This is a genomic window from Paraburkholderia pallida, from assembly GCF_004524855.1.
Classification (GTDB): domain Bacteria; phylum Pseudomonadota; class Gammaproteobacteria; order Burkholderiales; family Burkholderiaceae; genus Paraburkholderia; species Paraburkholderia oxyphila.
Window position 1 is genome coordinate 521,299 of record NZ_CP038151.1, and the last position, 22,771, is coordinate 544,069.

At 63.8% G+C, this 22,771-nt stretch carries 19 protein-coding genes; 7 read left to right on the forward strand and 12 right to left on the reverse strand.

All coding sequences use genetic code 11. From position 1 onward, the window contains the following. Positions 1-576 precede the first annotated feature (576 nt). The 3 genes from E1956_RS37245 to E1956_RS37255 form a co-directional block, all read right to left on the reverse strand. Positions 577-1,956: a DUF1329 domain-containing protein gene (locus E1956_RS37245; protein WP_134758366.1), complete on the reverse strand. Its 1,380-nt coding sequence runs from the start codon at positions 1,954-1,956 to the stop codon at positions 577-579. 87 nt (positions 1,957-2,043) lie between these two features. Next, positions 2,044-3,606, reverse strand: a complete 1,563-nt coding sequence (locus E1956_RS37250) for a DUF1302 domain-containing protein (RefSeq protein ID WP_134758367.1) — start codon at positions 3,604-3,606, stop codon at positions 2,044-2,046. Positions 3,607-3,855: 249 nt separating this feature from the next. Next, a complete protein-coding gene (locus tag E1956_RS37255) occupies positions 3,856-4,719 on the reverse strand; it encodes an SDR family oxidoreductase (RefSeq protein WP_134758368.1) in 864 nt (287 codons plus the stop codon). Between the two features lie 204 nt (positions 4,720-4,923). Between E1956_RS37255 and E1956_RS37260 the strand changes: the two genes are divergently transcribed. The 3 genes from E1956_RS37260 to E1956_RS37270 are packed head-to-tail and all read left to right on the forward strand — an operon-like array spanning position 4,924 to position 7,024. Further along, on the forward strand, positions 4,924-5,823 hold the full coding sequence (locus E1956_RS37260; RefSeq protein WP_043289175.1) for an alpha/beta fold hydrolase: 900 nt from the start codon (positions 4,924-4,926) through the stop codon (positions 5,821-5,823). Then, a complete protein-coding gene (locus tag E1956_RS37265; protein ID WP_134758369.1) occupies positions 5,820-6,626 on the forward strand; it encodes an SDR family NAD(P)-dependent oxidoreductase in 807 nt (268 codons plus the stop codon). Before E1956_RS37260 ends, E1956_RS37265 begins: the two co-directional genes overlap by 4 nt. Before the next feature lie 8 nt (positions 6,627-6,634). After that, positions 6,635-7,024, forward strand: a complete 390-nt coding sequence (locus tag E1956_RS37270; protein ID WP_232072361.1) for a nuclear transport factor 2 family protein — start codon at positions 6,635-6,637, stop codon at positions 7,022-7,024. Positions 7,025-7,103: 79 nt separating this feature from the next. Here the strand turns inward: E1956_RS37270 and dbpA are convergent, their stop codons facing one another. Continuing rightward, positions 7,104-8,501: an ATP-dependent RNA helicase DbpA gene (gene dbpA / locus E1956_RS37275; RefSeq protein WP_134758370.1), complete on the reverse strand. Its 1,398-nt coding sequence runs from the start codon at positions 8,499-8,501 to the stop codon at positions 7,104-7,106. Between the two features lie 319 nt (positions 8,502-8,820). On the opposite strand from dbpA, the gene E1956_RS47125 reads away from it, so the two are divergent. The 3 genes from E1956_RS47125 to E1956_RS37290 all read left to right on the forward strand — a co-directional run bounded on the left by E1956_RS47125 (position 8,821) and on the right by E1956_RS37290 (position 13,969). Further along, positions 8,821-8,994 (forward strand): PAAR domain-containing protein, encoded by a 174-nt coding sequence (locus E1956_RS47125; protein ID WP_335930040.1) that lies wholly within the window; start codon positions 8,821-8,823, stop codon positions 8,992-8,994. Between the two features lie 2 nt (positions 8,995-8,996). Beyond that, the gene (locus tag E1956_RS37285) at positions 8,997-12,761 is read left to right on the forward strand and encodes a type VI secretion system Vgr family protein (protein WP_167760252.1); all 3,765 of its coding nucleotides are present in this window, start codon (positions 8,997-8,999) and stop codon (positions 12,759-12,761) included. Positions 12,762-12,823: 62 nt separating this feature from the next. Further along, complete coding sequence (locus E1956_RS37290) at positions 12,824-13,969, forward strand: hypothetical protein (RefSeq protein WP_134758372.1); 1,146 nt, start codon at positions 12,824-12,826, stop codon at positions 13,967-13,969. Between the two features lie 33 nt (positions 13,970-14,002). Here the strand turns inward: E1956_RS37290 and E1956_RS37295 are convergent, their stop codons facing one another. From E1956_RS37295 to E1956_RS37315, 5 genes are all read right to left on the reverse strand, one after another. Continuing rightward, the gene (locus E1956_RS37295; protein ID WP_134758373.1) at positions 14,003-15,589 is read right to left on the reverse strand and encodes a Na+/H+ antiporter; all 1,587 of its coding nucleotides are present in this window, start codon (positions 15,587-15,589) and stop codon (positions 14,003-14,005) included. A gap of 101 nt (positions 15,590-15,690) precedes the next feature. Beyond that, positions 15,691-16,332, reverse strand: coding sequence for a DsbA family oxidoreductase (locus tag E1956_RS37300; RefSeq protein ID WP_134758374.1), 642 nt, complete (start codon positions 16,330-16,332; stop codon positions 15,691-15,693). A gap of 163 nt (positions 16,333-16,495) precedes the next feature. Further along, the gene (gene acuI, locus E1956_RS37305) at positions 16,496-17,479 is read right to left on the reverse strand and encodes an acrylyl-CoA reductase (NADPH) (protein ID WP_134758375.1); all 984 of its coding nucleotides are present in this window, start codon (positions 17,477-17,479) and stop codon (positions 16,496-16,498) included. Between the two features lie 54 nt (positions 17,480-17,533). Beyond that, positions 17,534-18,172 (reverse strand): acrylate utilization transcriptional regulator AcuR, encoded by a 639-nt coding sequence (gene acuR, locus E1956_RS37310; protein WP_134758376.1) that lies wholly within the window; start codon positions 18,170-18,172, stop codon positions 17,534-17,536. Between the two features lie 47 nt (positions 18,173-18,219). After that, positions 18,220-20,196, reverse strand: coding sequence for an NHL repeat-containing protein (locus E1956_RS37315; protein WP_134758377.1), 1,977 nt, complete (start codon positions 20,194-20,196; stop codon positions 18,220-18,222). A 525-nt stretch (positions 20,197-20,721) separates the two neighbouring features. Here E1956_RS37315 and E1956_RS37320 point away from each other — a divergent pair. Then, entirely contained in the window at positions 20,722-21,063 is a 342-nt protein-coding gene (locus tag E1956_RS37320; RefSeq protein WP_134758378.1) for a hypothetical protein, read from the forward strand. 63 nt (positions 21,064-21,126) lie between these two features. Here the strand turns inward: E1956_RS37320 and E1956_RS37325 are convergent, their stop codons facing one another. The 3 genes from E1956_RS37325 to E1956_RS37335 all read right to left on the reverse strand — a co-directional run bounded on the left by E1956_RS37325 (position 21,127) and on the right by E1956_RS37335 (position 22,745). Beyond that, positions 21,127-21,438 carry a DUF971 domain-containing protein gene (locus E1956_RS37325; RefSeq protein ID WP_134758379.1) on the reverse strand — a complete coding sequence of 104 codons (312 nt, stop codon included), beginning with the start codon at positions 21,436-21,438 and terminating at the stop codon, positions 21,127-21,129. Further along, positions 21,435-22,430: a HEAT repeat domain-containing protein gene (locus tag E1956_RS37330; protein ID WP_134758380.1), complete on the reverse strand. Its 996-nt coding sequence runs from the start codon at positions 22,428-22,430 to the stop codon at positions 21,435-21,437. Before E1956_RS37330 ends, E1956_RS37325 begins: the two co-directional genes overlap by 4 nt. Before the next feature lie 69 nt (positions 22,431-22,499). Continuing rightward, on the reverse strand, positions 22,500-22,745 hold the full coding sequence (locus tag E1956_RS37335) for a 4Fe-4S dicluster domain-containing protein (protein ID WP_028218191.1): 246 nt from the start codon (positions 22,743-22,745) through the stop codon (positions 22,500-22,502). Between the last annotated feature and the right edge of the window lie 26 nt (positions 22,746-22,771).

The window sequence follows — 22,771 nt, forward strand, 5'->3', positions numbered from 1 at the left end:
GTGACGCCGTCCCCCACTGCCCTGTATATCGGAGCGGCTCCGGAGCGTCTGCCACCACGCGCCGTCACCCGGAGTGACTAAGGGCTCATCCATCCGGCGGCGCTCCGCGCGCCGTGGGGCATTACCCAAACCAGTGGGATGTACGCACATTCGTAGGACTCCAGCACATTTGCTTGATAGTGCTCGCGCGCATTCGCAGGCGGCACCCCCGGTTTTCCTTGCAAACCCTTCCGCCCGTGCGTAGCGCGTGGCGGGAAGAATGAGCCCCTTGTCACTAAGGCGGAGTGTGCGAGGAGACGGATGCTCCGGAGCCGCTCCGATAAGCAGGGCAGTGGGGGACGGCGTCACACTGGCGGTTTAAGCCGCTTTCTTTTGCCTACTTTTCTTTGCGGCTGCAAAGAAAAGTAGGTGCCGCCCCGCACAGGGGCAACGCCTGCGGCCCGCCGCGAAAACAAGTTAAGGCCAACACCCAGAATAAAGAAATCACAATTTCGCCCTCCAGGGGGAGGAAAAAAAAGCCCGTAGCCACTCAGGCATACGCATGAGGCCTACGGGCAAGCTCGCGAAAGGAACTATTTAGACGCCATCACCGCGAATCGCATCGGGTGAGTAATAGGCCTCATTAGTCTGAGTAGTAGGCGTAAGCACAGGCATCGGCTCCTGATTCGACAACCGGTCGGCGTAATAAGCCCCCGAAATCAGGTCATGATAAAAAACCGAAGTCGAATAGAACGTCTTGGCATCATACGCATAAAGCGTAGGCGCAAGATTCGTACGCCACAGCGTGCCACGTGCATCATAGTTATCAGCCGCGACAGCATTCCAGCTATCCTCATCGAGGTAGAGCACCCGCTTGGCATACTGATGGCGATAGCCAGCCTTAAGAGTAGCCTGCACCACCCAAACGCGATGCAGCTCGAAGCGCATGTACTGCATATCCTCATGCCCCTTCGTCAGCAGCGTCGTGTACTTGATGGACGGGTCCATCAGCTTGTAGTTGTCATACGGCACATAGATTTCGCGCTTGCCAATGACCTTCCAGTCATAGCGTTCGCCAGATCCGTTGAACAGCCGGTCATCATCCACCGTCCGGAAGCCACCCGGCCCTTCGGGCTGATCGAAGCCAAACTCCGGCGACTGACGTACGCGTCGCGTACCCGGGTTATACGTCCACGTCCGGCGCGTATCCGAACCATCCTGATCCCACATTTCGTAGCCCGTAATGATCGTGCCGCGATCGGAAAGCGGCAGCACCACGGTCTGGCGGAAGAAGCTCTTCGCGTTGAGCTTGTTGGCCGGATCGAAAGGCAGCGCCGAGCGCGGCCCATAGATCGAATACTGCACCTTGCCCCACGCAATGTTGCCGTCCGGGTACACCACGCCCTGGTCGTAAGTCGCGTTCTCCGACTCGACCGCCGATGCGAAGCGCAGGTTCCACATCGCCTCCACGCCCGTCTTGGGCACCGGGAAGGGCGTCACGGGCGGGAAGTCCTTCAGCCCGTTCTGGTCCTTCGTCATCGTGGTGTTGGGCGCGTACTCCTTGATCGCCTTGTACACGGACTCGGGATACGCGAAGTCGCGATGGCTCGGGTAAACCGTGATCTTGAAGGTGTCCGGGTACTTCTTGAACAGCGCTTTCTCGCCGTCGGTCAGCCGCGCCGCGTATTGATCCATGTTTTGCGCGGTGATCGTGAAGAGCGGCTTGTCGCTCGCGTACGGATCGGGGTAACGCTCGCCAGGCTTGTAGTTGACGTTGGAAGGCGCACCCACCCACTTGCCGGTCCAGGCCGGGATGGTGCCGTCGGCGTTGCCGGCGCGCTCGGCGCCCATCGGCGTGAGCGTGCTGTCGAGCTTCGCAATGTCGGCGGCGCTCGTCTTCGCGAACGTGCCCGCGGCAAGCGCGACGCCCGCCGCGAGTGCGCAGACTTGCATGGCGTGGTGAAAGGTTCGACTCATGTCCATTCCTCTTGCGGTAAAGATACGGCCAGATCAAAGCCTTCGAAAGCGGGCGCCAACTGATGGAAGCGGGTTGGCGCCGTGGCTTCAGAAGGAGTACGTAGCGGTGGCGAGCACGTAGTCGCGGTCGGCGAGCGGTCGCAACGCAGCGTTGGGCGAGCCCAGGAACTTCGCGTAGACGAGCGAGAGCTTCAGGTTCGAAAGCCTCGTGAAGTCCACCCCCACGGTTACACGGTGGTCGCTCACGCCCGTGAGCGAGCCGAGTGCGCCGGAGAGCGCCGACGTGCCGGTGAAGTCGTCGGAATAGGTGAGCGGCACGTCGAGGTCCCAGCCGTTGAAGACATTCTTGTAGCTGAGCGTCCAGGCCACTTCGTAGGCCGCCGCGTTGCGCGTGTTCGTCAGCGTGGTCGTGCCGTTCACGGGCGTGATGTTGCCGGTGTGCACGTACGAGACTTCGGCAACGAGGGTTTGCGACGCCGCGAGGAACGTCGGCCCGATCGTATAGATCGCCGAGAGGTTCGACTGCCAGACGTCGCCGCGCGTGGCGGTCGCGCCCGAGGGCGCGTTCACGAGCACTGCGGCGCCCTGACGGTACGAGGTTTCGCCCGCGATGTTCACACCGCCCGCTTCTGTCGAAAAGCTCAGGCCAGTGAGCTTGATGTGATCGAAATACTTTTCCTGGTACTGGAGCGTCGGGTAGTAGGACAACACGACACTCGGGTTCATGTCGTTGTAGTGCAGGTAATAGGCGCCGATCTCGGTGTCGCCGAACACGCGCCAGCGCGCGCCAACACCCCATTGCTGGTCGTTGCCGGGACGGATGTCGTTGCCGCGCGGAATCTGGATACCGCCTGGGCCGATAAGGTATTGCGAGCCCGGGCCGACGACGTCCGAATAGCTCCAGTAGCTGCCGGGCGGCACCAGCTGGTTGGCCTCGAAGGCGAACTGGTAGTAGCCCATCAGGCTGAAGCGAGGGGTGAGCTGCCACTGCATGGAGATCTGCGGCACCGGCAGCAGGATGTCCTTCACTTCGGCGCCCGCGACGTACGACTTGGTCGCGTCCGCGGGGCCCTGCGCGCCCGCGATGTTCGGGAAGAACACGCTCTCGCCCCATGCCACCACCTGGTCGCCCACCTTCACGTTGAGGTTGGTCTGGCCGATGTGGAAGGTGTTGTATGCGTAGGCTGCGAGCAGTTGCGGCCGCGCGCCGGCCCAGTAGCTCGTGTCGCCCGTGAACTGGTTGTAGGTGCCCGAATGGTTCACCGTGTCTGGCGCGTCGTTGTAGTTCGGACGGTGATAGACCTGATCGTAGAACGCGTCCGCGCGCACGAAGACGCCCCAGTCGTCGTGCTTGAGGTTGACCTCGCCAAGAATGTTGCCCTGGTTCTCCATCAGCTTGTCGGCCTTGAAGTTGCGGTCCCCGTCGTCGCCGTTGATGTTGGCCGGTGTGAGCAGATTGCCGCTCGGCGAGCGAGTGCGCATGCCGAGCCCGTAGCCGATCGTGAAGTTGTAGTCGAGCGTGGTGTTGTTGCCGAAGTCGATTTGGTCGCCGGCCCACGCGTTCGTCGCGGCGCTCACGCACGCTGCTGCAAGCGCAAGCCGGCAGGCGGCGGTGATCGGTTTTAACGCACGCGATGTTTCGATTCTCATTGTGTCTCCTCAGATGGCTTTATGGTGGCTCTTTCGATGGCTCTGCTTGGGTCCTGGCCGTGGCGCTTCGCTGGCTCGCCCGGGGTCGTCTAGCGCACCGGGGCTTTGTTGTGGACAGAGGTTAGGGCGCTTGTGCGCAGCGAGAATCGTCAATACGGACTAGTTGGTTCCCCTCAGTGTCCGGATCGACGTCGTGCGCAATGTCGCTAACCGGCCCCGATTCGTTGCGCTCGTGGGGACGATCTGTGCCTATGCACTGCCGAACGCCTTGCCCGCATCGGTGGCCGCGAGAAAGGCGGGCACTTCGCCGCCGCCTTCGAGCACGAGATTCGCGCCCGACGTGTACGACGCGTGAGAAGACGCGAGAAAGAGGCAGGCGCTGGCCACGTCCGCCGGCGTGGCGAGACGCCCCGCGGGCACAGTGGCCGCCGCCGCGCTCAAGCCCGCTGCGCCCAGGTGGTCGGCCGCGAGCGCGTCGGTGTGCACGAGGCTCGGGCTCACCGCGGCCGCGCGCACCTTCGGCGCCCATTCGACGGCGAGCGAGCGCACGGCGTTGATCACGCCCGCTTTCGCCGCGCCATAGGCCGCCGTGCCGGGCGAGGGCCGCAGGCCGCTCACGCTGCCCACGAAGAGCAGCACGCCGCCTTCGGCCTGGCGCTGCATCAGCGCGTTGGCGCGCTGGGCGAGCCAGAGCGGCGCGATCAGGTTCAGCCGGATCACCGACTCCGTGAAGCGCGGCGACGCCTGCGCGGCAAGCGCGAACGGCGCGCCGCCCGCGTTGCTCACGACCACGTCGAGCCGGCCGGTCTCGGCCTCGATGCGCGCGATGAGGGCGTCGATGGCGTCGATGTCGCGCACGTCGGCGGCCACCGCGCGCAGCGCTGGCGCTGTGTTTGTGTCTGCGCTTGTGTCGGCGTTTGTGCCCGCTTTTGCGGGTGCTTTTACGTTTGCGTGGGTGTCGGCGGATGCGGCGTCCGCGTCCGGCGCCACGTTGCGTCCGCAGACGTAGACAGTCGCGCCCGCGAGCCGGAATGCCTCGGCGATCGCCGCGCCGATGCCGCGCGTGCCGCCCGTGACGAGCACGGTCTTGCCGCTGTAATTAAAGGGTGTCATGAGCCTCGTCTCCTGAATGCGCCGATGCGCGTCTCGATGCGCCGGTGCATGCCGGCGCGCTGGCGAGGCCGATGGTAGGGGAAATGCCGGGGGCTTTCTTAGTCTGAAAAGACGATGCGGCGCACGTTCGCGCCCCGGATCATCGGTTTGGAGAATGGATGCGCGGCGCGCCACAGCGTTGCCCCGGACAGGAGACAAAGACACATGACAGCAACACCGAACACGGCTTTGCCCGCCGGCACTATCGGATCTTTCACCGATGTGCCCAGCGGCCTGAGGCTGCATCATTTCGAAGCCGGCAGCGGCGAGCCCGTGGTGTTCATCCACGGCAGCGGTCCCGGCGCCAGCGGCATCAGCAATTTCCGCCATAACTACGCGCCCATCGCGGCGGCCGGCTACCGCGTTATCGTGGTCGACCTGCCGGGCTATGGCGCGTCGTCCAAGCCCGCCGACGCCGAATACACGCTCGACTTCTTCGTTCAGGCCCTGCGCGAGCAACTCGTCGCGCTGGGCGTGGGCCGCGCCACGCTGCTCGGCAATTCGCTGGGCGGCGCAATCGCGCTGAAGTACGCGCTGGACTATCCGGACGACGTCAAGGCGCTCATCATGATGGCGCCCGGTGGCGTGGAGGAGCGCGAGACCTACTTCCGCATGGAAGGCATCCAGAAGATGGTCTCGCTCTTCACCAATCGTCAGATGAACCGGCAGACCATGCGGTATCTGCTGGAGCTGCTGGTGCACGATCGCAGCCTCGTGACGGACGCGCTCGTGGAAGAGCGCCTGAAGGTGTGCGAAACGCAGCCGCCCGAAGTGCTCTCGACGATGCGCGTGCCCAACCTCACGGCGCGGCTCACGGAACTGCGCTGCCCGGTGCTCGGTTTCTGGGGCACGCAGGACCGCTTCAACCCGGTGAGCGGCGCGATGCACTTCCTCGAGCAGTGCGAGGACGCGCGCTTCGTGTTGATGAATCGCTGCGGGCATTGGGTGATGGTGGAGCACCGCGAATATTTCAACCGCGAATGCGTGGATTTTCTCGCCGACCTCGACAAGGGAGCGGACCACGCGGAACGCACAAGCAAGACACAGGATAAGGAGACGGCATGACCGGTACGCAACCCCCGACGCAAGCGCTCACACAGCAACTCTTCGACATGAGCGGCAAGGTGGCCGCGATCACGGGCGCCGCGCGCGGCATTGGCGCGCAAACGGCGCGTACGCTCGCGGCAGCCGGCGCCGCCATCGCGGTGCTCGATGTCCTGCCGCAGGGCGAGGCGCTCGCGGCCGAGATCGTTGCGGCGGGTGGCAAGGCGCATTTCTGGCGCCTCGATGTCACGCAGGAAGCCGAGGTGCAGCGCGTGTTCGGCGAGATCGTGGCGCGCTTCGGGCGGCTCGACGCGCTCGTGAACAATGCGGGCATCGAAGGCGCGAACGTGCCCACGCACGAGATCACGCTCGCGCAGTGGCGCCAGGTGATGGACGTGAACGTGACGGGCGTGTTCCTCTGCACCAAGTACGCGATTCCGGCCCTGCAGCAGGCGGGCGGAGGCGCGATCGTGAACGTCTCGTCGATGTACGGGATCGTGGGCGGGCCGGACGTGCCCGCGTATCACGCCTCGAAGGGCGCCGTGCGCCTGATGGCGAAGACCGATGCGATGCTGTACGCCGCGCAGGGGATTCGTGCGAACTCGGTGCACCCGGGCTTCATCCGCACGCCGATGCTCGAAGAGGCGTTCGAGAAGATCGGCGACCCCGAGCAGATCTTCGGGCAGATGAAGCTGATGGTGCCGCTCGCGAAGATCGGCGATCCGCAGGATATCGCGTCGGGCATTCTCTATCTCGTCTCGCCCGCGGGCCGGTACGTGACCGGCACCGAGCTCATCATTGACGGCGGCTATACCGCACGCTAGGAGTCCGAATGACACACGACACGGCACATATGAAGGCGTGCTTGCGCGCATACGTCGAGGCATTCAACGCAAGCGACGCCGCGCGCGTGACCGGACTCTTCGCCGACAATGCCACGGTCGAAGACCCGGTGGGCACGCCCATCAAGCGCGGGCGCGAAGAGATCGAGGCGTTCTATGGGCACGCCACCAAAGTGGGCGCGCGGCTCGAGCTGATCGCGCCGCCGCGCGGCTCGCACGCGAACGCGGCCACCATCACGTTCAAGGTCCACGTTGCGGGTCCGAACGGACCGGCGCACATCGACGTGACCGACGTGATGGAGTTCGACGCGCACGGCAAGATCGTGAGCATGCGCGCGTACTGGGGCGCGGACGACTATCACCCGGCGAACGCAGCCTGAGTGCGTTCTGGGCGCGTGCTGAGCCCATTCATGGCGGGACGCGCGTTGCACGCCGTCCCGCCGCGCGCCAGTTGCCCGCTTACTCCTCCATCAGGCGCGCGCGCACCTTCTTGCCCTTCACCTTGCCGGCGTTGAGCCGGTTCACCGCCTTGCGCGCGATGCTGCGCTCCACGGCCACATAAGTCGAAAAATCCGTGACGTTGATCTTTCCGATCTGCGCGCCGCTGAAGCCGGCCTCGCCGGTGAGCGCACCCAGCACATCGCCGGGACGGATCTTTTCCTTGCGTCCGCCGAGAATCTGCACGGTTTCCATGGGCGGCAGCAGCGGCGCGTCGCTGGCGGGCGTGAGCTGCGCGAGCGGCTGCCATTCGACTTCGCGCTTGAGCGCCTGCTCGATGCCGCCCACGCGGCCCATCTCGTCCATGCTCGCGAGGCTCAGCGCCCAGCCGTCCTGATCCGCGCGTCCCGTGCGGCCGATGCGGTGCACGTAGACCTCGGGGTCGGGCGTGACGTCGACATTGATCACGGCTTCGAGCTGGGCGATGTCGAGACCGCGCGCGGCCACGTCGGTTGCCACGAGCACCGAGCAGCTGCGGTTCGCGAACTGGATCAGCACCTGGTCGCGCTCGCGCTGGTCGAGCTCGCCGTGCAGCGCGAGCGCATGAAAGCCCTGGGCGCGCAGCACGTCGAGCAAGTCGCGGCATTGCTGCTTGGTGTTGCAGAACGCGATCGTGCTCACGGGGCGGTAGTGATTGAGCAGCATGCCCACCGCGTGCAGGCGCTCCTCGTCCGTCACCTCGTAGAAGCGCTGGCGGATCTTGCTGTCGTCGTGATGCTCTTCGAGCTTCACTTCCTTGGGATTGCGAAGGAATTGCTGGCTCAGCTTCGCGATACCTTCGGGGTAGGTGGCCGAGAACAGCAGCGTCTGGCGCTCCTTCGGGCATTGCCGCGCCACCTTGGCGATGTCGTCGAAGAAGCCCATGTCGAGCATGCGGTCGGCTTCGTCGAGCACGAGCGTATTGAGCGCGTCGAGCGAGAGGCTGCCGCGCTCGAGGTGATCCATGATGCGGCCCGGCGTGCCGACGATGATATGCGCGCCGTGCTCGAGACTGGCGGTCTGCGGCTTCATCGGCGTGCCGCCGCACAGCGTGAGCACCTTGACGTTCTCTTCGGCGCGCGCGAGACGGCGGATCTCCTGCGCGACCTGATCGGCCAGCTCGCGCGTGGGGCAGAGGATCATCGCCTGCACGTCGAGGCGGCGCGCATCGAGCTTCGCGAGCAGCGCGAGCGAGAAGGCGGCGGTCTTGCCGCTGCCCGTCTTCGCCTGGGCGATGAGGTCGTGCCCCGCGAGCGCGATCGGCAGGCTGGCGGCCTGGATGGGCGTCATCTCGGCATAGCCGAGGCGGGCGAGGTTCTCGAGCGTGGCGGGCGCGAGCGCAAGTGCGCTGAAGGGCGTGGCGGTGGGTGTGTTTGTCATACGTGGTCTCGCGCCCCGGGGGCGGATGCCGCGCGGCAGTCGCACGGGGCGCGCGGCGCGGCAAGGATGGATCGGGCGGCGATGGGGGCATCGCGCGTGGCGCAATTCTAGCCGAAGCGCGCGCGAGGGCGTCTGGTTTGTCCAATGTCAACGGGGTGGCGGGTTCCTGGCGGCTTGTTGCGCCCCGCAGCGCCGGGTTGGCCAAATTTAAGAATTTTCGTGTTCAAAGATAAAAATCACTCTTCCAAGATAAATGTCTGCGGGTGGTGTGGTCTGCCGCCCTCGCATCGCAGACTCTCTCTTCGGAAGGAAGCGGCATATGAAGGACGCAGCGACAGGGCGTGAGGTGGCACGGCCAGGCGACACCACCGATCATGGCGGCGAGGTTATTGAGGCTGCGCGGAATCTCACTCACCGGGGCATCGCCGTCGCGCTCGACGGTCATCTCGTCCGGTACTCCAGATGCGGCGCGACGCTGCAAGGGGCGTCGTGATCATGTGGCCCGATTACGTTTGCACCCTGAGGAATTACTTCAGCCCCGTTCGCATGCGTGGGCCCGAGTTGCCCGAACGTGTCGTCGTCCTGGAGTGGCGCAAGCGGCAAAAAGAATTCCGGCAGGACGTGCTATTGCCCCGGCGTGTTTGGGGCACCGAGGCAATCGGACAGCTTTTCGAATATCACATCGAGGCGTACTGCTCAGTCCACGATCCAAAATATTTCGGGAATGACGACTATGAGATCGATCTCGACGCCATCAAGGGAACCCAGATCACGCTCATCTTCAGCGATGCTTATGAAAAAGAACATCGTCGCTATTGGCCTCTGACGAAGCGCGACCGCACTGGAGAGCGCGAGATCAGCGGCATGGTCGAGTCCGCCGAGATCGCCAGCGCCGAGGGCGATGCACTCGTCTATCAATTCGTGATCCGCCCGTGGTGGTGGCGCGCAACGCTGTGCATGAATTCGCGTGTCTTTGTCGGCATGGATGCGGCGATCCCCAACATCCTCCGAAACGTTCTGTCGAAGTACAGCAACGATATCGAGTTCCGTTTCAACCAGGGTCTTGACCCCAGGCACAACGCATTCCGGCGTGCCTTTATCCGGCAGGCATGGGAAACGGACTGGGACTTCTGCATGCGGCTGTGCGAGGAATTCGGCTATCTGGTCTGGTTCGAGCACCACGACGAAAAGCACGTGCTCGTCATAGCCGACAACACGCGCGGCTGCCAGGAACAAAGCCTACCCTATGACACGCTGGAGTATCGCCCCGAGGGCGGCCACCACCAGCGGGTGCACATTGCGGATCTGTCGTGGCGCACGTCGGTCGCGGTCGAAAAGATAACCGTCACCGATCATAGCTATATATCGCCCCGGCTGAGCCGCAACAGTCTGTCCTATCGCGCGCAGTACAGCGTGAAAGGCGAAGACGAAAGTCAAACGAATTTCCATGGGCGTCTCCAGTCCTACGAGCCCGCCGAGTACGCCCAGCCCGATACGTACAACCACGACGGTCGGGACGCGGAAGATTGGGAGGCAGATGCGCAACATCTGGCACGCGTGAAACTGGAGGCCCAGCGCGGCCAGCGCAAACGTGTACGGGGCCGTGGAGAGTTGAGCGGCCTGGAGATCGGGAAGACCTTCGCGCTAACCGATCATCCGTACGACAACGCGAACGGCGACTATCTCGTGCTGGCGTGCAAGCTGGATATCCGGGGCGCGCCGGGTCCTTCGGAATTGTTCCTCCATTACTCGTTTGACGCCTCGTTCGAACTGCACCCGAAAGATGAGCCTTACCGCATGCCGCAGGTCACGGAGCGCCCGCGTCTTCGCGACAAGGAATACGCGGTCATCGTGGGGTCCGCCGATTTCGAAATGACGATCGATGAATACAACCGGGTGCGGATTCAGTACGCCTGGGATCGTCAAGGTGATTTCAACGGTCGCAATTCGATCTGGGTCCGCGTTGCGCAACCGTGGCAAGGCAACCAGATGGGTACGGTCATGCATGGCCGCCACGGGCAGCAGGTCATAGTGGACTACATCAACGGCGATCCGGATCGGCCCATCGTGACGGCGTTCGTGCCCGACGTGAACAATATGCCGGCGTGGAAGCTGCCCAAGAATCAGGCGCTCACAGGCATCGTCACGCGCAGCCTCGGGCGCGGCGCCACGACCAACCATCTCGCGTTCGACGACACACTGGGGCGCCAGCAGGTACAGCTCGCTAGCGACCATGCGAAATCGAGCCTGAGCTTGGGCTATATCACGCGCATTGAGGGCAATGCGGGGCGTCAGGAAGCAAGGGGTGAGGGGTTCGAGCTCAACAGCGTCAAGGCAGGCGTGCTGCGCTCGCTCGGCATGTATATCTCGACCTTCGTTCACGGCACCGCCGGCGGTATGGTCAAGGAGATGCGTGAGACCGTGGCGCGTCTCACGCAGGCTCGTCAGCAGCACGAGGACCTGTCGCAGCTTGCCGCCAGGCACCAGGCGCAAACGCCCGAGTCTGGCCAGAATGACGTGACCAGCACCATCAAGGCGCAGAACGAGGCGATCAGGGGAGATGCGCAGACTAGCGAGAACATGTTTCCCGAACTCTCTCGTCCGGACATTGTTCTCGCGAGCGCTGCGGGCATCGCCACGTCGGCGGACGACAGCACGCACATGGCGAGCCGCCGCGATCACGCCATCACGGCAGGTCGCGACGCGAGCGTGTCGTCGGGCCGCTCGTTCTTCGTTGCGGCGCGCGAAGCGATCTCGATGTTTGCCTATCAGTTGGGCCTGAAGCTGGTCGCGGCCTATGGCAACGTCGAGATCAAGGCGCAGAATGATGGAATCGATGCTACCGCGAACAAGGACGTCAACATTACCAGCGAGAACGGCACGATCTACATAAACGCCAAGAGGGTTGTGATAACGGCGGGTGGATCGCGCTTGGCAGTTGGCTCCGAAGGTCTACAAGGTTTCACGTCGGCAGACTTCCTTGTACACGCAGCGAGTCATGCGACGGACGGCCCGGTGTCGGTTCCTTCGCACCTTGCACAGATTGCGCCGTATCCAATGCAGATTTCATGTGCGGCTCTCACGGGCGCCATGTCATCGGCAGTAGGCCCCGCTGATCACGTGCTACCCGCACCGCCAGCAAATGTTCCGGCGCCAGCGCCCGCTCCTGCGCCTGCTACTGCGGCGAATCTTCTGCCCGCAGCAGGCACCGCAACACCGTTTGATGCTGGCACACCGACACGGTTTGAGCCGACGCTTGTGGGTACGCCTGAACAATCCGGCTCAACTTCCGCGCAGACTATTCCGGTTGTTGACACGACTATCGAGCCATGCCAGCGCACGTTGCGCGACATTCCCAAATCGACCGTCACATGGGATATGGAAAGCGGAAACTATTGGGGCGTCTATGCGGATGGATCACCCTGGCTTGATCCAACGACCAAGAAACAAAAATTCGTGCGGTATGCAGGTTCCAAGGGGACATTCAATATTGTATTCGATGCCGCGAGCAAGACAATAACGATGCAGGTGATTGTCCTTGTCGTCCCGATGCGAGTTAGAAAGGTTGATCCACGCAATCCCAAGATAATTGACATAGTTCCCTACGAATCAGGACGGGACAACGACCCTCGACACGCAGATTCATTTATGAAGGAGCCACGTCCGGCAAAGGCAATTACAAATCTACCGGAGATGAAATCAGAAATTGAAAAATTTCTGAACAAAAATAAATACAAACTAACAATCAAGAAATGCCCGAAATCTTCGGAGAATGACGGAGAATCGAGTTGTGCAACACAGGTGACCGTCAAATTTGTCATCGATTTCGTGACCGACGCCAAAGAAGCGCATCATGCGCAGGTCAACCTTTATCCGCTATCTGAGCGGGCAGATGCAGCGAATTGGGGTGAACTGAATGTCCAACGCGACGACAAGGATACGAAATGGATACCGATACCTAACGAGCACGTCCAACAGCATGAGACGGGTCACCTCTTTTCTTTCCCCGACGAATACTACGACCAGGGCGGCGCGGTCTACAAGGAATACATCGACAAGCAGCAACAGATCGATCTCGTGCTCGCGGTCGCGAGTCCCGACAAGGGCATGTGGCAGGGTATCGGCCGTACAACCCTGATGGGTCCGGGCGTTTATACACCCGGAGTAAAGGTGCCATCCTATTATTTGAATCGGGTGAGGGACTGGTTTGGCAGACAAACAGGCTGGGACTGGAAGATCATCCCCCATATCGAGGCATGAACATGCGAAAGGCGATATTGGGATTCTCTGTAATCTCAGCACTATTCACTTGCGAGGCAGTTATGGCACAAGATGAAGTCATGGGATTTGGAATTACGGGCGACACGTTGTTTAACTCGATGGATTCAGTTGGCCTGAAGGGGGGGCGATTTCTTGCGGTGTTCCGGGGGCAGACGATGGGAGAGCGCCCGTTTCTACCGGGTGTCGGTGTATTCGAAGGAGACATTTCCGCCACAGATCGCAGCACCATGCGCAACATGCGTAACGCGGTCTGTGCGATAAAGGACGTGCCGAACTTGCGTCCGGGTAACCCCGCCTTCTTCTCGGCGAGTGTGACGTGTCAGGATGGACGCGAGGTAAACTTAATAATGGATATTCCGTCAATACCGCGCGATGTTGGCTATGCGGTACTGACGCCCGCACGCGAGCTCATCACGAAGTTCTACAAGACAGGAACGCCAGTTGCAAAACTTGACGTGTCAGCCGAATTTACACAGAAGGATGGCAAGCTGATAGTGACATTCAAGTTTAAAAACAATGGAAGTGGCGAGATTGCTTTTAGCAGCCCGGCAACATGGGAGGGTGAATTCAATCCAATATCGAAGTCGTCAAATATTAGAATCGGCGGAGGTTTGGTGAATGACGACAGGTATGATTTTTCTCTGATGCTCGGGGCAAAGCAGTTTCTCAACGCAAGCGATTACCCGGATGATGTTGTAAAAATTCCACCCGGACAAGTCCGTTACTTGAAATTTTCAGACTATCCAAATAACCGGATTTCGAATGGGAGGAATGAAATAGGGGGAACAGTCTCGATCGGCAAGGTGCTTGAGCCAGAACTGTTGAAGGGTGCGGTGGAATTTAGAATCGCGAATTTCAAGGCTGAATTTACGGAAGCCTATCCTTCTAACGATGAGCAACTCAAGCAACTCGAAGCGTACCGCCGTGAACTGCTATGGGATCAGGGTAGTCCACCTGATGTACCGGTTAAGGAAACTGGCTATTACCGAGCCTATGGTGACTATGACACGAACGCTCCGCGCGGCGATCTCCCGCAGCTACTCCGCAAGGGCGAGAAGTTTCCCGAGAGCGCGCTATTGCGCAGTGTTGGCGGATACAGTCTTGAACGCGGACCCGTGAAGCTCTGGCGATGGGATGCGTACCCCGATAGCAAGGTGAACGCCAGCAACGCCAAGCCAGGCGCCTAGAGCCGGGGAAGCACCTCAGACCGACGCCTGGCCTCACCCCCGCGAATGCTGCGCCCCCACCTCCTCGAGATCGAGATCGCGCTCGACCCGATGCAGCATCTCATCGTTGATGCTACCGGCCCGGTGCAGCCGCAGGACTTCCGCACGACCCGCGTGCACAGCGGCGAGCACGACATCGTAATGAGCGGTGCGAATGTCGCTCGGCAAGCTCGTAGCGCTTTCGAACGAGCGTGAGAGCCTGAGCCGATAGGTGTACTGCTCCAGCAGGCGCGGGTGGATCACACTGCCGTCCGGCGCGTGCACGAGCGGCTGAATGGCTTCGAACTGCACCTCGAACAGCCGTGCCCACACTTGCGGCTCGGTGAGATAGCCGGCCGCTGCCTCGGCGTCCTGCAGCGGCCTCACGAGGCGAATCAGCGGCCCGATGGTGAGGCCTTGCAGCAGCACCGTGAAAAGGATCACGGCGAACGCCGCGAACAGAATGAGGTCACGCCCGGGCAGGGCGGCGGGCAGCGTGAGCGCGATCGCGAGCGTGACCACGCCGCGCATGCCCGCCCAACTCACCACGGCAGCCGAGCGGAAATCGGCGCACTGCACGCGGCGCGGCGCGAGGCGATGCGCGAACAGGCGGATCGTCTCGAGCCCGAAGGCCCACACGCAGCGCGAAAGCACGACCGCCGCAACGACGGCGAGCGCGGCCGGGCCGAGCTGCGCGATGGCCTCGCCCGCGCCGCCGAGCCGGGCGATCACGCCGCGCAGCGAGAGCCCGATCAGCACGAACACCAGCGCTTCGAGCACGAAAACGAGCACCTGCCAGAACGCCGTGCCGCGCATGCGCACGCGCGCGGAGAAGACCTCGTGCTGATGCCAGCCCAGATACATGCCGCAGGTGACAGTGGCGATCACGCTCGACACGCCGGCCATCTCGCCCGCGATGTAGCTGAACCACGCGGCGCTCACGGCGGTGGTGATGATCAGATAGTCGTCGTCGAGCAGGCGCAGCAGGGTGATCGTGAGGTAGCCCACGCACCAGCCCACGGCGATGCCGCCGAGCGCGAGTCCCGAGAAGCTCAGCAATGCGCCCGACTTGCTGAACGCGCCCGTGAGCGCGGCGGCCACGGCGAGGCGGAACAGCACGAGGCCCGCTGCGTCGTTGAGCAGGCTTTCGCCTTCGAGCAGGACCATGAGGCGGCGCGGCAGCGCGAGCCGCTCGAGCACGGCGCGCGCGGCCACGGCGTCGGGCGGCGAGACCACCGCGCCCAGTGCGAAGCACACGGCCCACGGCAGCGAGGGCGCCACCCAGTGCGCGACGAGGCCAACGGCCCAGGTCGTGAACGCCACGGCGCCAATCGCGTATAGCAGGATCGGCGTGATATGGCGCTTGAAGTCGGCCCAGACGAAGAAATAGGCGCCGTCCATCAAGAGCGGCGGCAGGAACACGATCAGGACGAGATCGGGGTCGATCACGACGGGCGGCAGGCCCGGCGCGAACGCCATGGCCGCGCCGCCCACCAGCAGCGCGGCGGCGGGCGGCAGGCGCAGGCGCTTCGCGAGCAGTTCCAGCGCGACGATGGCGATGAGCGAAAGCAGAACGAGCTTGAACGCCGACACTGCCGACATGGTGGCTCCAGTGAGATGCCGGATCGATGCAATGCGTCGGCTGGGGCGCCCACTGCAATCGCCGCCCCAGCCGTCCCGCTCAGCCGCGCGAGCGCGCGGCTTCAGCCCTCGGCAAGAATCTGCTTGATGGCGTTCTCGAAGGTTTCGACCGGTTGGCCGCCGCTCACCAGATACTTCTGATTGAAGATGATGGCCGGCACCGACTGGATGCCCATGGCCTGCGCGTGCTGTTCTTCCGCGCGCACTTCGTCGGCATAGGCGCCGCTTTCCAGCACGGTGCGCGCCTGATCCGCATCCAGTCCCACCGATTGCGCGGCCTGAACCAGCATGTCGTGGTCGCTCGTGTCCTTGCCTTCGCCGTGATAGGCGCGCAGCAGCGCGAGCTTGAGCGGCAGCTGCTTGCCCTCGAGGCCCGCCCAATGCAGCAGGCGATGGGCGTCAAAGGTGTTATAGATGCGCGTGCGCGGCCCGAACGTGAAGCCCACGCTTGCACCGCGCTCGCGGATCGCTTCTTGCGTCTCTGCAATCTGCTCCGGCGTGCGGTGATATTTCTTGCCGAGATAATCGACGATGGTTTCGCCGCCGGGCACCATGTCCGGGTTCAGCTCGAACGGGTGGACGGCGATCGTCGCATCGACGCTGTCGCCGAGATTCTTCAGCGCCTGCTGCAGCGAGGAAAGACCGATCGCGCACCAGGGGCACGCGATATCGGAGACAAAATCGATTTGAAGCGCTGGTTTCATGGCATTTCCGGTGAAATGAAGGGGCCGGTGGCGCATCGGCAATGGCGACGCGCCACCGGCGGGCACACGGAATTCTCGCACGGCTCGCCAGGCGGGAGCGTGGCGGCGCTCACGCGCTCACGCGCTTCGCTCACGCGCCCGCAAGGCGAGCTACGTTAGCCCCTTAGCCATTCACATCCACGACGAGCCTGCCACGCACGCGTCCTTCGAGCAGCTCGCTCGCGGCCGGAATGGTCTCAGCGAGCCCGATCTCGCGCGTGATCGTGTCGAGCGCGCCCAGATCGAGCGTCTCGGCCAGCGCCTGCCAGGCTTGCTGGCGCTCGGCGAAGGGGCGCGTGACGCTGTTGACGCCGATAAGGCTCACGCCGCGCAGGATGAACGGCGCGACCGTGGCGGGCAAGTCCATGCCTTGCGCGAGGCCGCAGGCCGCCACGGCGCCATCGGCGCGCAGGCTGGCGCAGACGTTCGCGAGCGTGTGGCCGCCGACCGAGTCGATGGCCGCCGCCCAGCGCTCCTTTTGCAGCGGCTTGCCCGGTTCGGAGAGCGTTGCGCGGTCGATGACCTCGGCGGCGCCGAGCTGCTCCAGATACGCCGCTTCCTCGCGCCTGCCGGTCGATGCCACGACGCGATAGCCGCGCCGGGCCAGCAGCGCGATCGCGAAACTGCCGACGCCGCCGCTCGCGCCCGTCACGAGCACGTCGCCGTGGCCCGGCCGGATGCCGTAGCGCTCGAGTGCGAGTATGCAGAGCATCGCGGTATAGCCCGCAGTGCCAATAGCCATGGTCTGCCGTGCGCTCAAGCCCTGTGGCAGCGGAATCAGCCAGTCGGCTTTTACGCGCGCCTTTTGCGCGAGGCCGCCCCAATGCTGCTCGCCCACGCCCCAGCCATTGAGCACGACCGCGTCGCCCGCGGCATAGCGCGGGTCCGCGCTCTGGACGACCGTGCCCGCGAAATCGACGCCGGGCACCATCGGAAAGCTGCGCACGACCGGGCTCTTGCCGGTGATCGCGAGACCGTCCTTGTAGTTGAGCGTGCTGTATTGCACGTCGACGAGTACTTCCGCGTCGGGCAGGCGCGCTTCGTCGAGCTCGGCGATGCGCGCCGAATATGATCTGGATTCCTTATCAACAAGAATGGCTTTGAACATGAGTGCCTCGTTGATGAAACGAAAGGGAAACGGGCGCCGGGCAGCACCCCTTGACTATGGCGTGGAACCGAGCCCGGCGATGAAACCTCGGAAGAACGTGTCGAGCGGCGCGCTGTCTCGCACCAGCCGCGCGCGCAATACGGCGCCTTCCCAGCCGATCCAGAAGAACGCCGCCAGCGCGTCGAGATCGGCCTGCTTCGAGACGGCGCCTTCGCGCCGCGCGTCGCGCAGGCACGCGACCACGCGCGCCTGCCAGCCTTGCAGGGCGCTTTCGAGCCGCTCGCGGAAGTCTTCGGGGAGCACATCGACCTCCACGCCGAGGTTGCCGACGAGGCAGCCGCGCGTGTAGCCATGGCGCGCCATGCCGGCCTTGGCGTTTTCGACGAACGCGCCCAGCCGCTCCAGCGCGGGACGCGTCTCGTCGAGGAGCCAGCGGTCGAGCTTCGCGCAGAAATAGGCGTCGTACGCGTCCATCAGTTCGCGGCCGAACGCCTCCTTGCTCTCGAAGTAGTGATAGAACGAGCCCTTTGGAATGCCCACGCGCTTGAGCACGGCGTCGAGACCGGTGGCCGCGAAGCTCTGCCCGGTGAGCATTTCCAGGCCCGCGCGAAGCAGCAACGCACGCGTGTCGCTGTGCACGCGCGGGTCTTTCGGGGGTCTGCCGCGGCGCGGCTTTACGGTCGGAGCGTCCATGAGCGCGATATTAGACCGATCGTCTCTAAAATTCAATACTCCCGCATTCAAGGCGTCCAGCGCTGCACGACCACGCTGGTGCCGTTGTAATTGTCCTTCGTGATCACGTACTGCCCGCTCGAGGTCAGATACGCGCGCAGGCCGTACATCGAGTCCACGTCGTTGCCCACGTCCACCGTGCCGGGGTTCGCGTTGATCAGCGTGGTGACCTGCTGGCCCGTCGTGAGATCGAACACATCGATATTCGGCACCGTGTGCACGTAGCCGACGAACAGATAGTTGCCCGCCGCCGTGATCGATTTCGGATTGGCGCTGGTGAGGTTGATGACCGGATTCGGCGTGCGGTTGCCGACGTTGCCGTGGTTGCCGCTGTTGCCGGGGTTGCCCGACGTCCAGCCGTGATACACCTCGATGTGGCCGTTCATGGCGGTCCAGTCCCAATTCCCCGCCAGCCCTTGAGCGAGGATCATCGTGTCGCTTTCCGGCAGATAGACGATGCGCGTGATCGGCCGCGCGCTTTGCGGCGTCGAAATGGTGATGGCGGGTCCCCATGACGGTTTGCCGTTGCCGTCGAAGCCGGTGAGCGGGTAGTGATAGATATGGTTCGTGCGGTCGAGGCCGGCCCACACGTCGCCCTTGCTGTCGATGCAGAAGCCGCCCGTGACCGCGGTCGAGGTATTGAAGAGGGCGCCGGGCAGCGAGCCGTCGGGAATGGCGATGTAGCCGCTCGCGGGATTGAAGTGGAAGAAGTAGAAGATCGCGGGGTTCTGGCCCGACGCCACGAGGATGCGGTTGCCACCCACGGAGGCGAGCTGGCCGAAGTGCTCGTCGCGCTGCGTGTCGTTCATGTTCAGGCGCGGGTCGTTCGGGTAGGTGAACGGATCGACCGTGTTGGCGACGAAGGTGCCGCCCGCCGTGCCCGTGAAGATGTCGGTGCCGCTGTAGAACAGCGTGGCGTCAGTGGCCGGGTCGGGCGCGGCCACGCCCTCGAAGTTCAGCGCCTGAAGCTTCCAGAGCAGATTGCCGTTGGGATCGTAGGCGTGAATGTCGGTGCCGCCGTTGCGGCCCAGGTCCCATGCGCCGCCCCATGGGTTGTTGAGGACGTAGAGGTTGCCGGACGTGTCCTTGCCGATGCCCGTGATGCGCGTGAAACGCTTCGCGCCCACCTGGCCTTTGGTGCCGGTCGTGGTGTCGAGGTAGCCGCCCTGTACGCCAAAGGTGCCCGAGAGCGTGGGCGTGCCCGCGAGGCTGTAGAGCTTGATGTTCATGTCGGGGCCTTCGTCGCCGACCATGAGCAGTCCTGTGGATGCGTCGAAGTAGAGCGCGGAGGGCTGCGAACCCGCGGGCATCTGGATCGTCAGCAACGGTGCGCCCGTGGGGCTGAATCCGCTAATAGTGCCTGCGCTCTTTTGCGCGACCCAGACGTTGCCAGAGCTGTCGAGCGCGAGCGCGCCCGGGCTCGCGATGGCGATGTCGCGCTGCCATGCGCCGTCGGTCGTGAAGACGCGCACGCGGTTGCCGTAGAAGTCGCTCGCGTAGAGCAGCGCGTTTTGCGTGGCGAGGCCGGTGATGGCGTCGGCGCGGCTGACCGCTTTCCAGGTGCTCACGTTGATGGTGAGATCGCGCTGGCCGCTCGCGCGGTTGTAGCGGCCGACGGTGCCGCTGCCATAGGCGGTGCCTGCCTGCATGGCCGCAAAGACCGAGGTGAGGTTGCCGGTAATGGCGCCGCCCTGGAATTCGTTGTGCAGGCCGATCGAGCCCAGGCTCTTGCCGTTCTGGTAGATGGCCATGCCGCCCTCGTTCTCGTCCCAGAACGAGGCCGTATAGATGACGCCTTCGGGCGCGACCCACATCGAGCGCGCGCCATTGCCCACGTGGGCCGCAAGCGTTCCGTAGGTGTTGGCGAGCCAGTCGGTGGTGTATTGCTGTGCCTGTGCGGCAGGCGAGAGCGTCGCGATGGGCGTGGCGAAAAGCGCGCTCAACAGCAGGGCGCACAGGCGCTTGTTGTTCTTGTTCTTGTTCATGGGAAAAACTCCTGATGCGGCGTGGCTGAATAGCGTCGAGGGGCGAGGCTTGCGGCGCGGGACGTCGGGTAATGCGTGATGCATGGTGCGTGTCGAAATAAGCGATTACGGTTAATGTTTATGAATATATGTGTCGTTTGTTTTAATCGTCGTCTGGATTCCCGTTTTCAATTCGATTGAGCTGGCGGCGGGGCAGCAGCAATTGCCGTGCCCGGCGCGTCGACGCCGCCAGGCAAGCGTTTCCGTCGAGTCTTTTTTAATGCTCAGCGCTTATTCACGGGATTTAATTCATTGCGCATGCGGTGAATTCTTTTTATTGTGTTTCACTTGCGCGCACAATTGGGCGGGTGCCGGCTTTTACGTGTCGGCCGGTTCGTCCGTGGCCCGAGGCCGATGGGATTTTTCGTGTGATGAAACGACATCAGAATGATGCAGCGGAGCCGGCCGTTTCGATGCAGAATGCTTGCTTTTGGCAGGTCCGGCCATAGCTATGGCATCTATGTCAGGAAACAGGGACGCAAGCCAGTGAAAACGGAATTCGTCGAAGCGAGCAGTGCCCGCCCGGACCTGCTTTGCTACCTTGTGGCCATTGCCGCGTCGTCTTACGCGTTGACGCACGAATGGCGCGTCGATCATGTCGTCTCGTGCTGCCGCGAGTGGCTGCAAAAGGGCGGCTTGACGATGCATTGGCTCGACCGGGTGCGCCTCGGCCAGCTTGCGCTCAAGATCGCAAGCCACGATCTGCTGGGCGCGGGCATTGCCGTGCGCCTGTCCAGCGTCTCGGTGCTATTTACAAACGACATGGAACTCAACGAGGCGTCGACCATGGTGCAGCGCATGATGTCGTTGTGCCACGACGCGCTGTAAAGGCGCCGTAATCGCCTCGTTTGCGCATTGCATGCTCGGAGCGCCGGCACGATGCGGTGCGTATCACGCCGCCGGCGGTGCGAACCGTTCGAGCCACGCCCACGGAAAGATGCCCCGGTCGTGGCCGTCGCTGAAGACGAGTTGCACGCCATAGCCCATCGGCACCATGGCGTTCAGCGTGAGATCGTCATGCGCGGAGTCGCCAGGTAAATCGCCCACGTCCCCATTCATGTGCCCACCCAGGCGCGCGCGGCGGCAGCCCGCGCAGGGGCACGCGCGCCGCAGGCTCGCGAGCGGCAGGCGCTGGCGCTCGCCGCCTGGCCATACGAGGGTGAGGGCGCCAGATTCGCTCAGAATTTCGATGGGCACGTTCATGACGCGCCGCCTTCGAGCCGCGCCTCGAGTTGTTGCAGGGCGATGCGCACGGCCTTGCGCACTTCCGGGTCGCGGTCGTCGAGCGCCGTGCGCAATGGCGCGAGGCTCGTTGCCGTTGGCAGCTCGCCCAGCGCGAGCGCCGCTTCCTTGCGCAAGTTGCTGATCGGATGCGCGAGCAGCGTGCTCACGGCTGCTGCGGCGCGTGCGTCGCCGAGGCGGCCGAGCGCGCGCGCCGCGCGCAGGCGCACCTGCCAGTAATCGTCGGCGAGTGCGTGGATCAGCGCGTCGCGCGCGGCGGGCGTGCGCAGCTTGCCGAGCGTGGTGGCGGCTTCTTCGCGCACCTGCCAGTCGGCGTCGGCGAGCGCGTGCAGCAGCGCCGCGCCGGCATGCGTATCGTCCGCCGCGGCGAAGCCGAGCGCGCCCGCCGCGGCGCGCCGGACCGCGTCGTGCGCATCCGCGGTGGCGAGGGCCGACAGCGGCGCCACGGCGCGCGCGTCCTTGAGCCAGCCGAGCACGGCCACGGCTTCGAGGCGCACCTCGGCATCGGCGTCGGCGAGCGCGGCCAGCGCGGGCTCGAAGGCCGCCGCGTCGCGCAATTCGCGCAGGCTGCGCAACGCCGCGCGCCGCACGAACGGTTCGGGCCGCGCCGCCCAGCGCCGCAGCACACGCGCCGAGCCCGGCTCCTTGAGTTCCGCGAGTGATTGCTGGGCCGCTTCGCGTACGGCCAGGTCGGCGTCGAGCAGCGTGGCGCACAGCGCTTCCACCACGTCTTCCTGTTCCCACGACGCCAGCACGAGCGCCGCCTCGCGGCGCACGTCGGGCGAAGGGTCGTCGCGCAGCGCCGCGACGAGTGGGGCAACGAGTGCGCCGTCTTCAAGATCGGCGAGATCGAGCACGGCGATGCGGCGTACGGCGGCGTCGGCGGCGGAGAGGCGGGCGAGCGCGCCGGCGGCTTCGGGCGGCGCCGCGTTCAGGTATGCGGAGGCTGTCATGGCTGAATATCGATATGGAATCCGAAATGATGGGGTGCGATATCGCACACGGATTGCGGTGTCCCGCCGCTAGCGCAGCAGATACGGAATTTCGACCTTCACGGCGCCGGTCGGGCAGTCGCGCTCGCAGGGCATGCAATACCAGCATTCGTCGAATTGCATATACGCCTTGCCCTTCGTCACGTCGATCGCGAGCAGGTCCAGCGGGCAGACGTCGACGCATACCGTGCAGCCCTTGTCGGCAATGCAGCGCGCTTCGTCGATGGTGACCGGTGCGCTGCTGCGCTGGAAGATTTCGTGGGGCGTGTAAGACATGATGTTCTCCTCGTGGCGTTCTTCGA

Excerpts from the sequence above, each read along its gene's own strand:
- E1956_RS37330 (WP_134758380.1), bottom strand. The coding sequence starts at position 22,430 with ATGACAGCCTCCGCATACCTGAACGCGGCGCCGCCCGAAGCCGCCGGC.
- E1956_RS37250 (WP_134758367.1), bottom strand. The coding sequence starts at position 3,606 with ATGAGAATCGAAACATCGCGTGCGTTAAAACCGATCACCGCCGCCTGC.
- E1956_RS37295 (WP_134758373.1), bottom strand. The coding sequence starts at position 15,589 with ATGTCGGCAGTGTCGGCGTTCAAGCTCGTTCTGCTTTCGCTCATCGCC.
- E1956_RS37270 (WP_232072361.1), top strand. The coding sequence starts at position 6,635 with ATGACACACGACACGGCACATATGAAGGCGTGCTTGCGCGCATACGTC.
- E1956_RS37265 (WP_134758369.1), top strand. The coding sequence starts at position 5,820 with ATGACCGGTACGCAACCCCCGACGCAAGCGCTCACACAGCAACTCTTC.
- E1956_RS37335 (WP_028218191.1), bottom strand. The coding sequence starts at position 22,745 with ATGTCTTACACGCCCCACGAAATCTTCCAGCGCAGCAGCGCACCGGTC.
- E1956_RS37255 (WP_134758368.1), bottom strand. The coding sequence starts at position 4,719 with ATGACACCCTTTAATTACAGCGGCAAGACCGTGCTCGTCACGGGCGGC.
- E1956_RS37285 (WP_167760252.1), top strand. The coding sequence starts at position 8,997 with ATGTGGCCCGATTACGTTTGCACCCTGAGGAATTACTTCAGCCCCGTT.
- E1956_RS37290 (WP_134758372.1), top strand. The coding sequence starts at position 12,824 with ATGGCACAAGATGAAGTCATGGGATTTGGAATTACGGGCGACACGTTG.
- acuI (WP_134758375.1), bottom strand. The coding sequence starts at position 17,479 with ATGTTCAAAGCCATTCTTGTTGATAAGGAATCCAGATCATATTCGGCG.
- E1956_RS37245 (WP_134758366.1), bottom strand. The coding sequence starts at position 1,956 with ATGAGTCGAACCTTTCACCACGCCATGCAAGTCTGCGCACTCGCGGCG.
- E1956_RS37300 (WP_134758374.1), bottom strand. The coding sequence starts at position 16,332 with ATGAAACCAGCGCTTCAAATCGATTTTGTCTCCGATATCGCGTGCCCC.
- dbpA (WP_134758370.1), bottom strand. The coding sequence starts at position 8,501 with ATGACAAACACACCCACCGCCACGCCCTTCAGCGCACTTGCGCTCGCG.
- E1956_RS37325 (WP_134758379.1), bottom strand. The coding sequence starts at position 21,438 with ATGAACGTGCCCATCGAAATTCTGAGCGAATCTGGCGCCCTCACCCTC.
- E1956_RS37260 (WP_043289175.1), top strand. The coding sequence starts at position 4,924 with ATGACAGCAACACCGAACACGGCTTTGCCCGCCGGCACTATCGGATCT.
- E1956_RS47125 (WP_335930040.1), top strand. The coding sequence starts at position 8,821 with ATGAAGGACGCAGCGACAGGGCGTGAGGTGGCACGGCCAGGCGACACC.
- E1956_RS37315 (WP_134758377.1), bottom strand. The coding sequence starts at position 20,196 with ATGAACAAGAACAAGAACAACAAGCGCCTGTGCGCCCTGCTGTTGAGC.
- acuR (WP_134758376.1), bottom strand. The coding sequence starts at position 18,172 with ATGGACGCTCCGACCGTAAAGCCGCGCCGCGGCAGACCCCCGAAAGAC.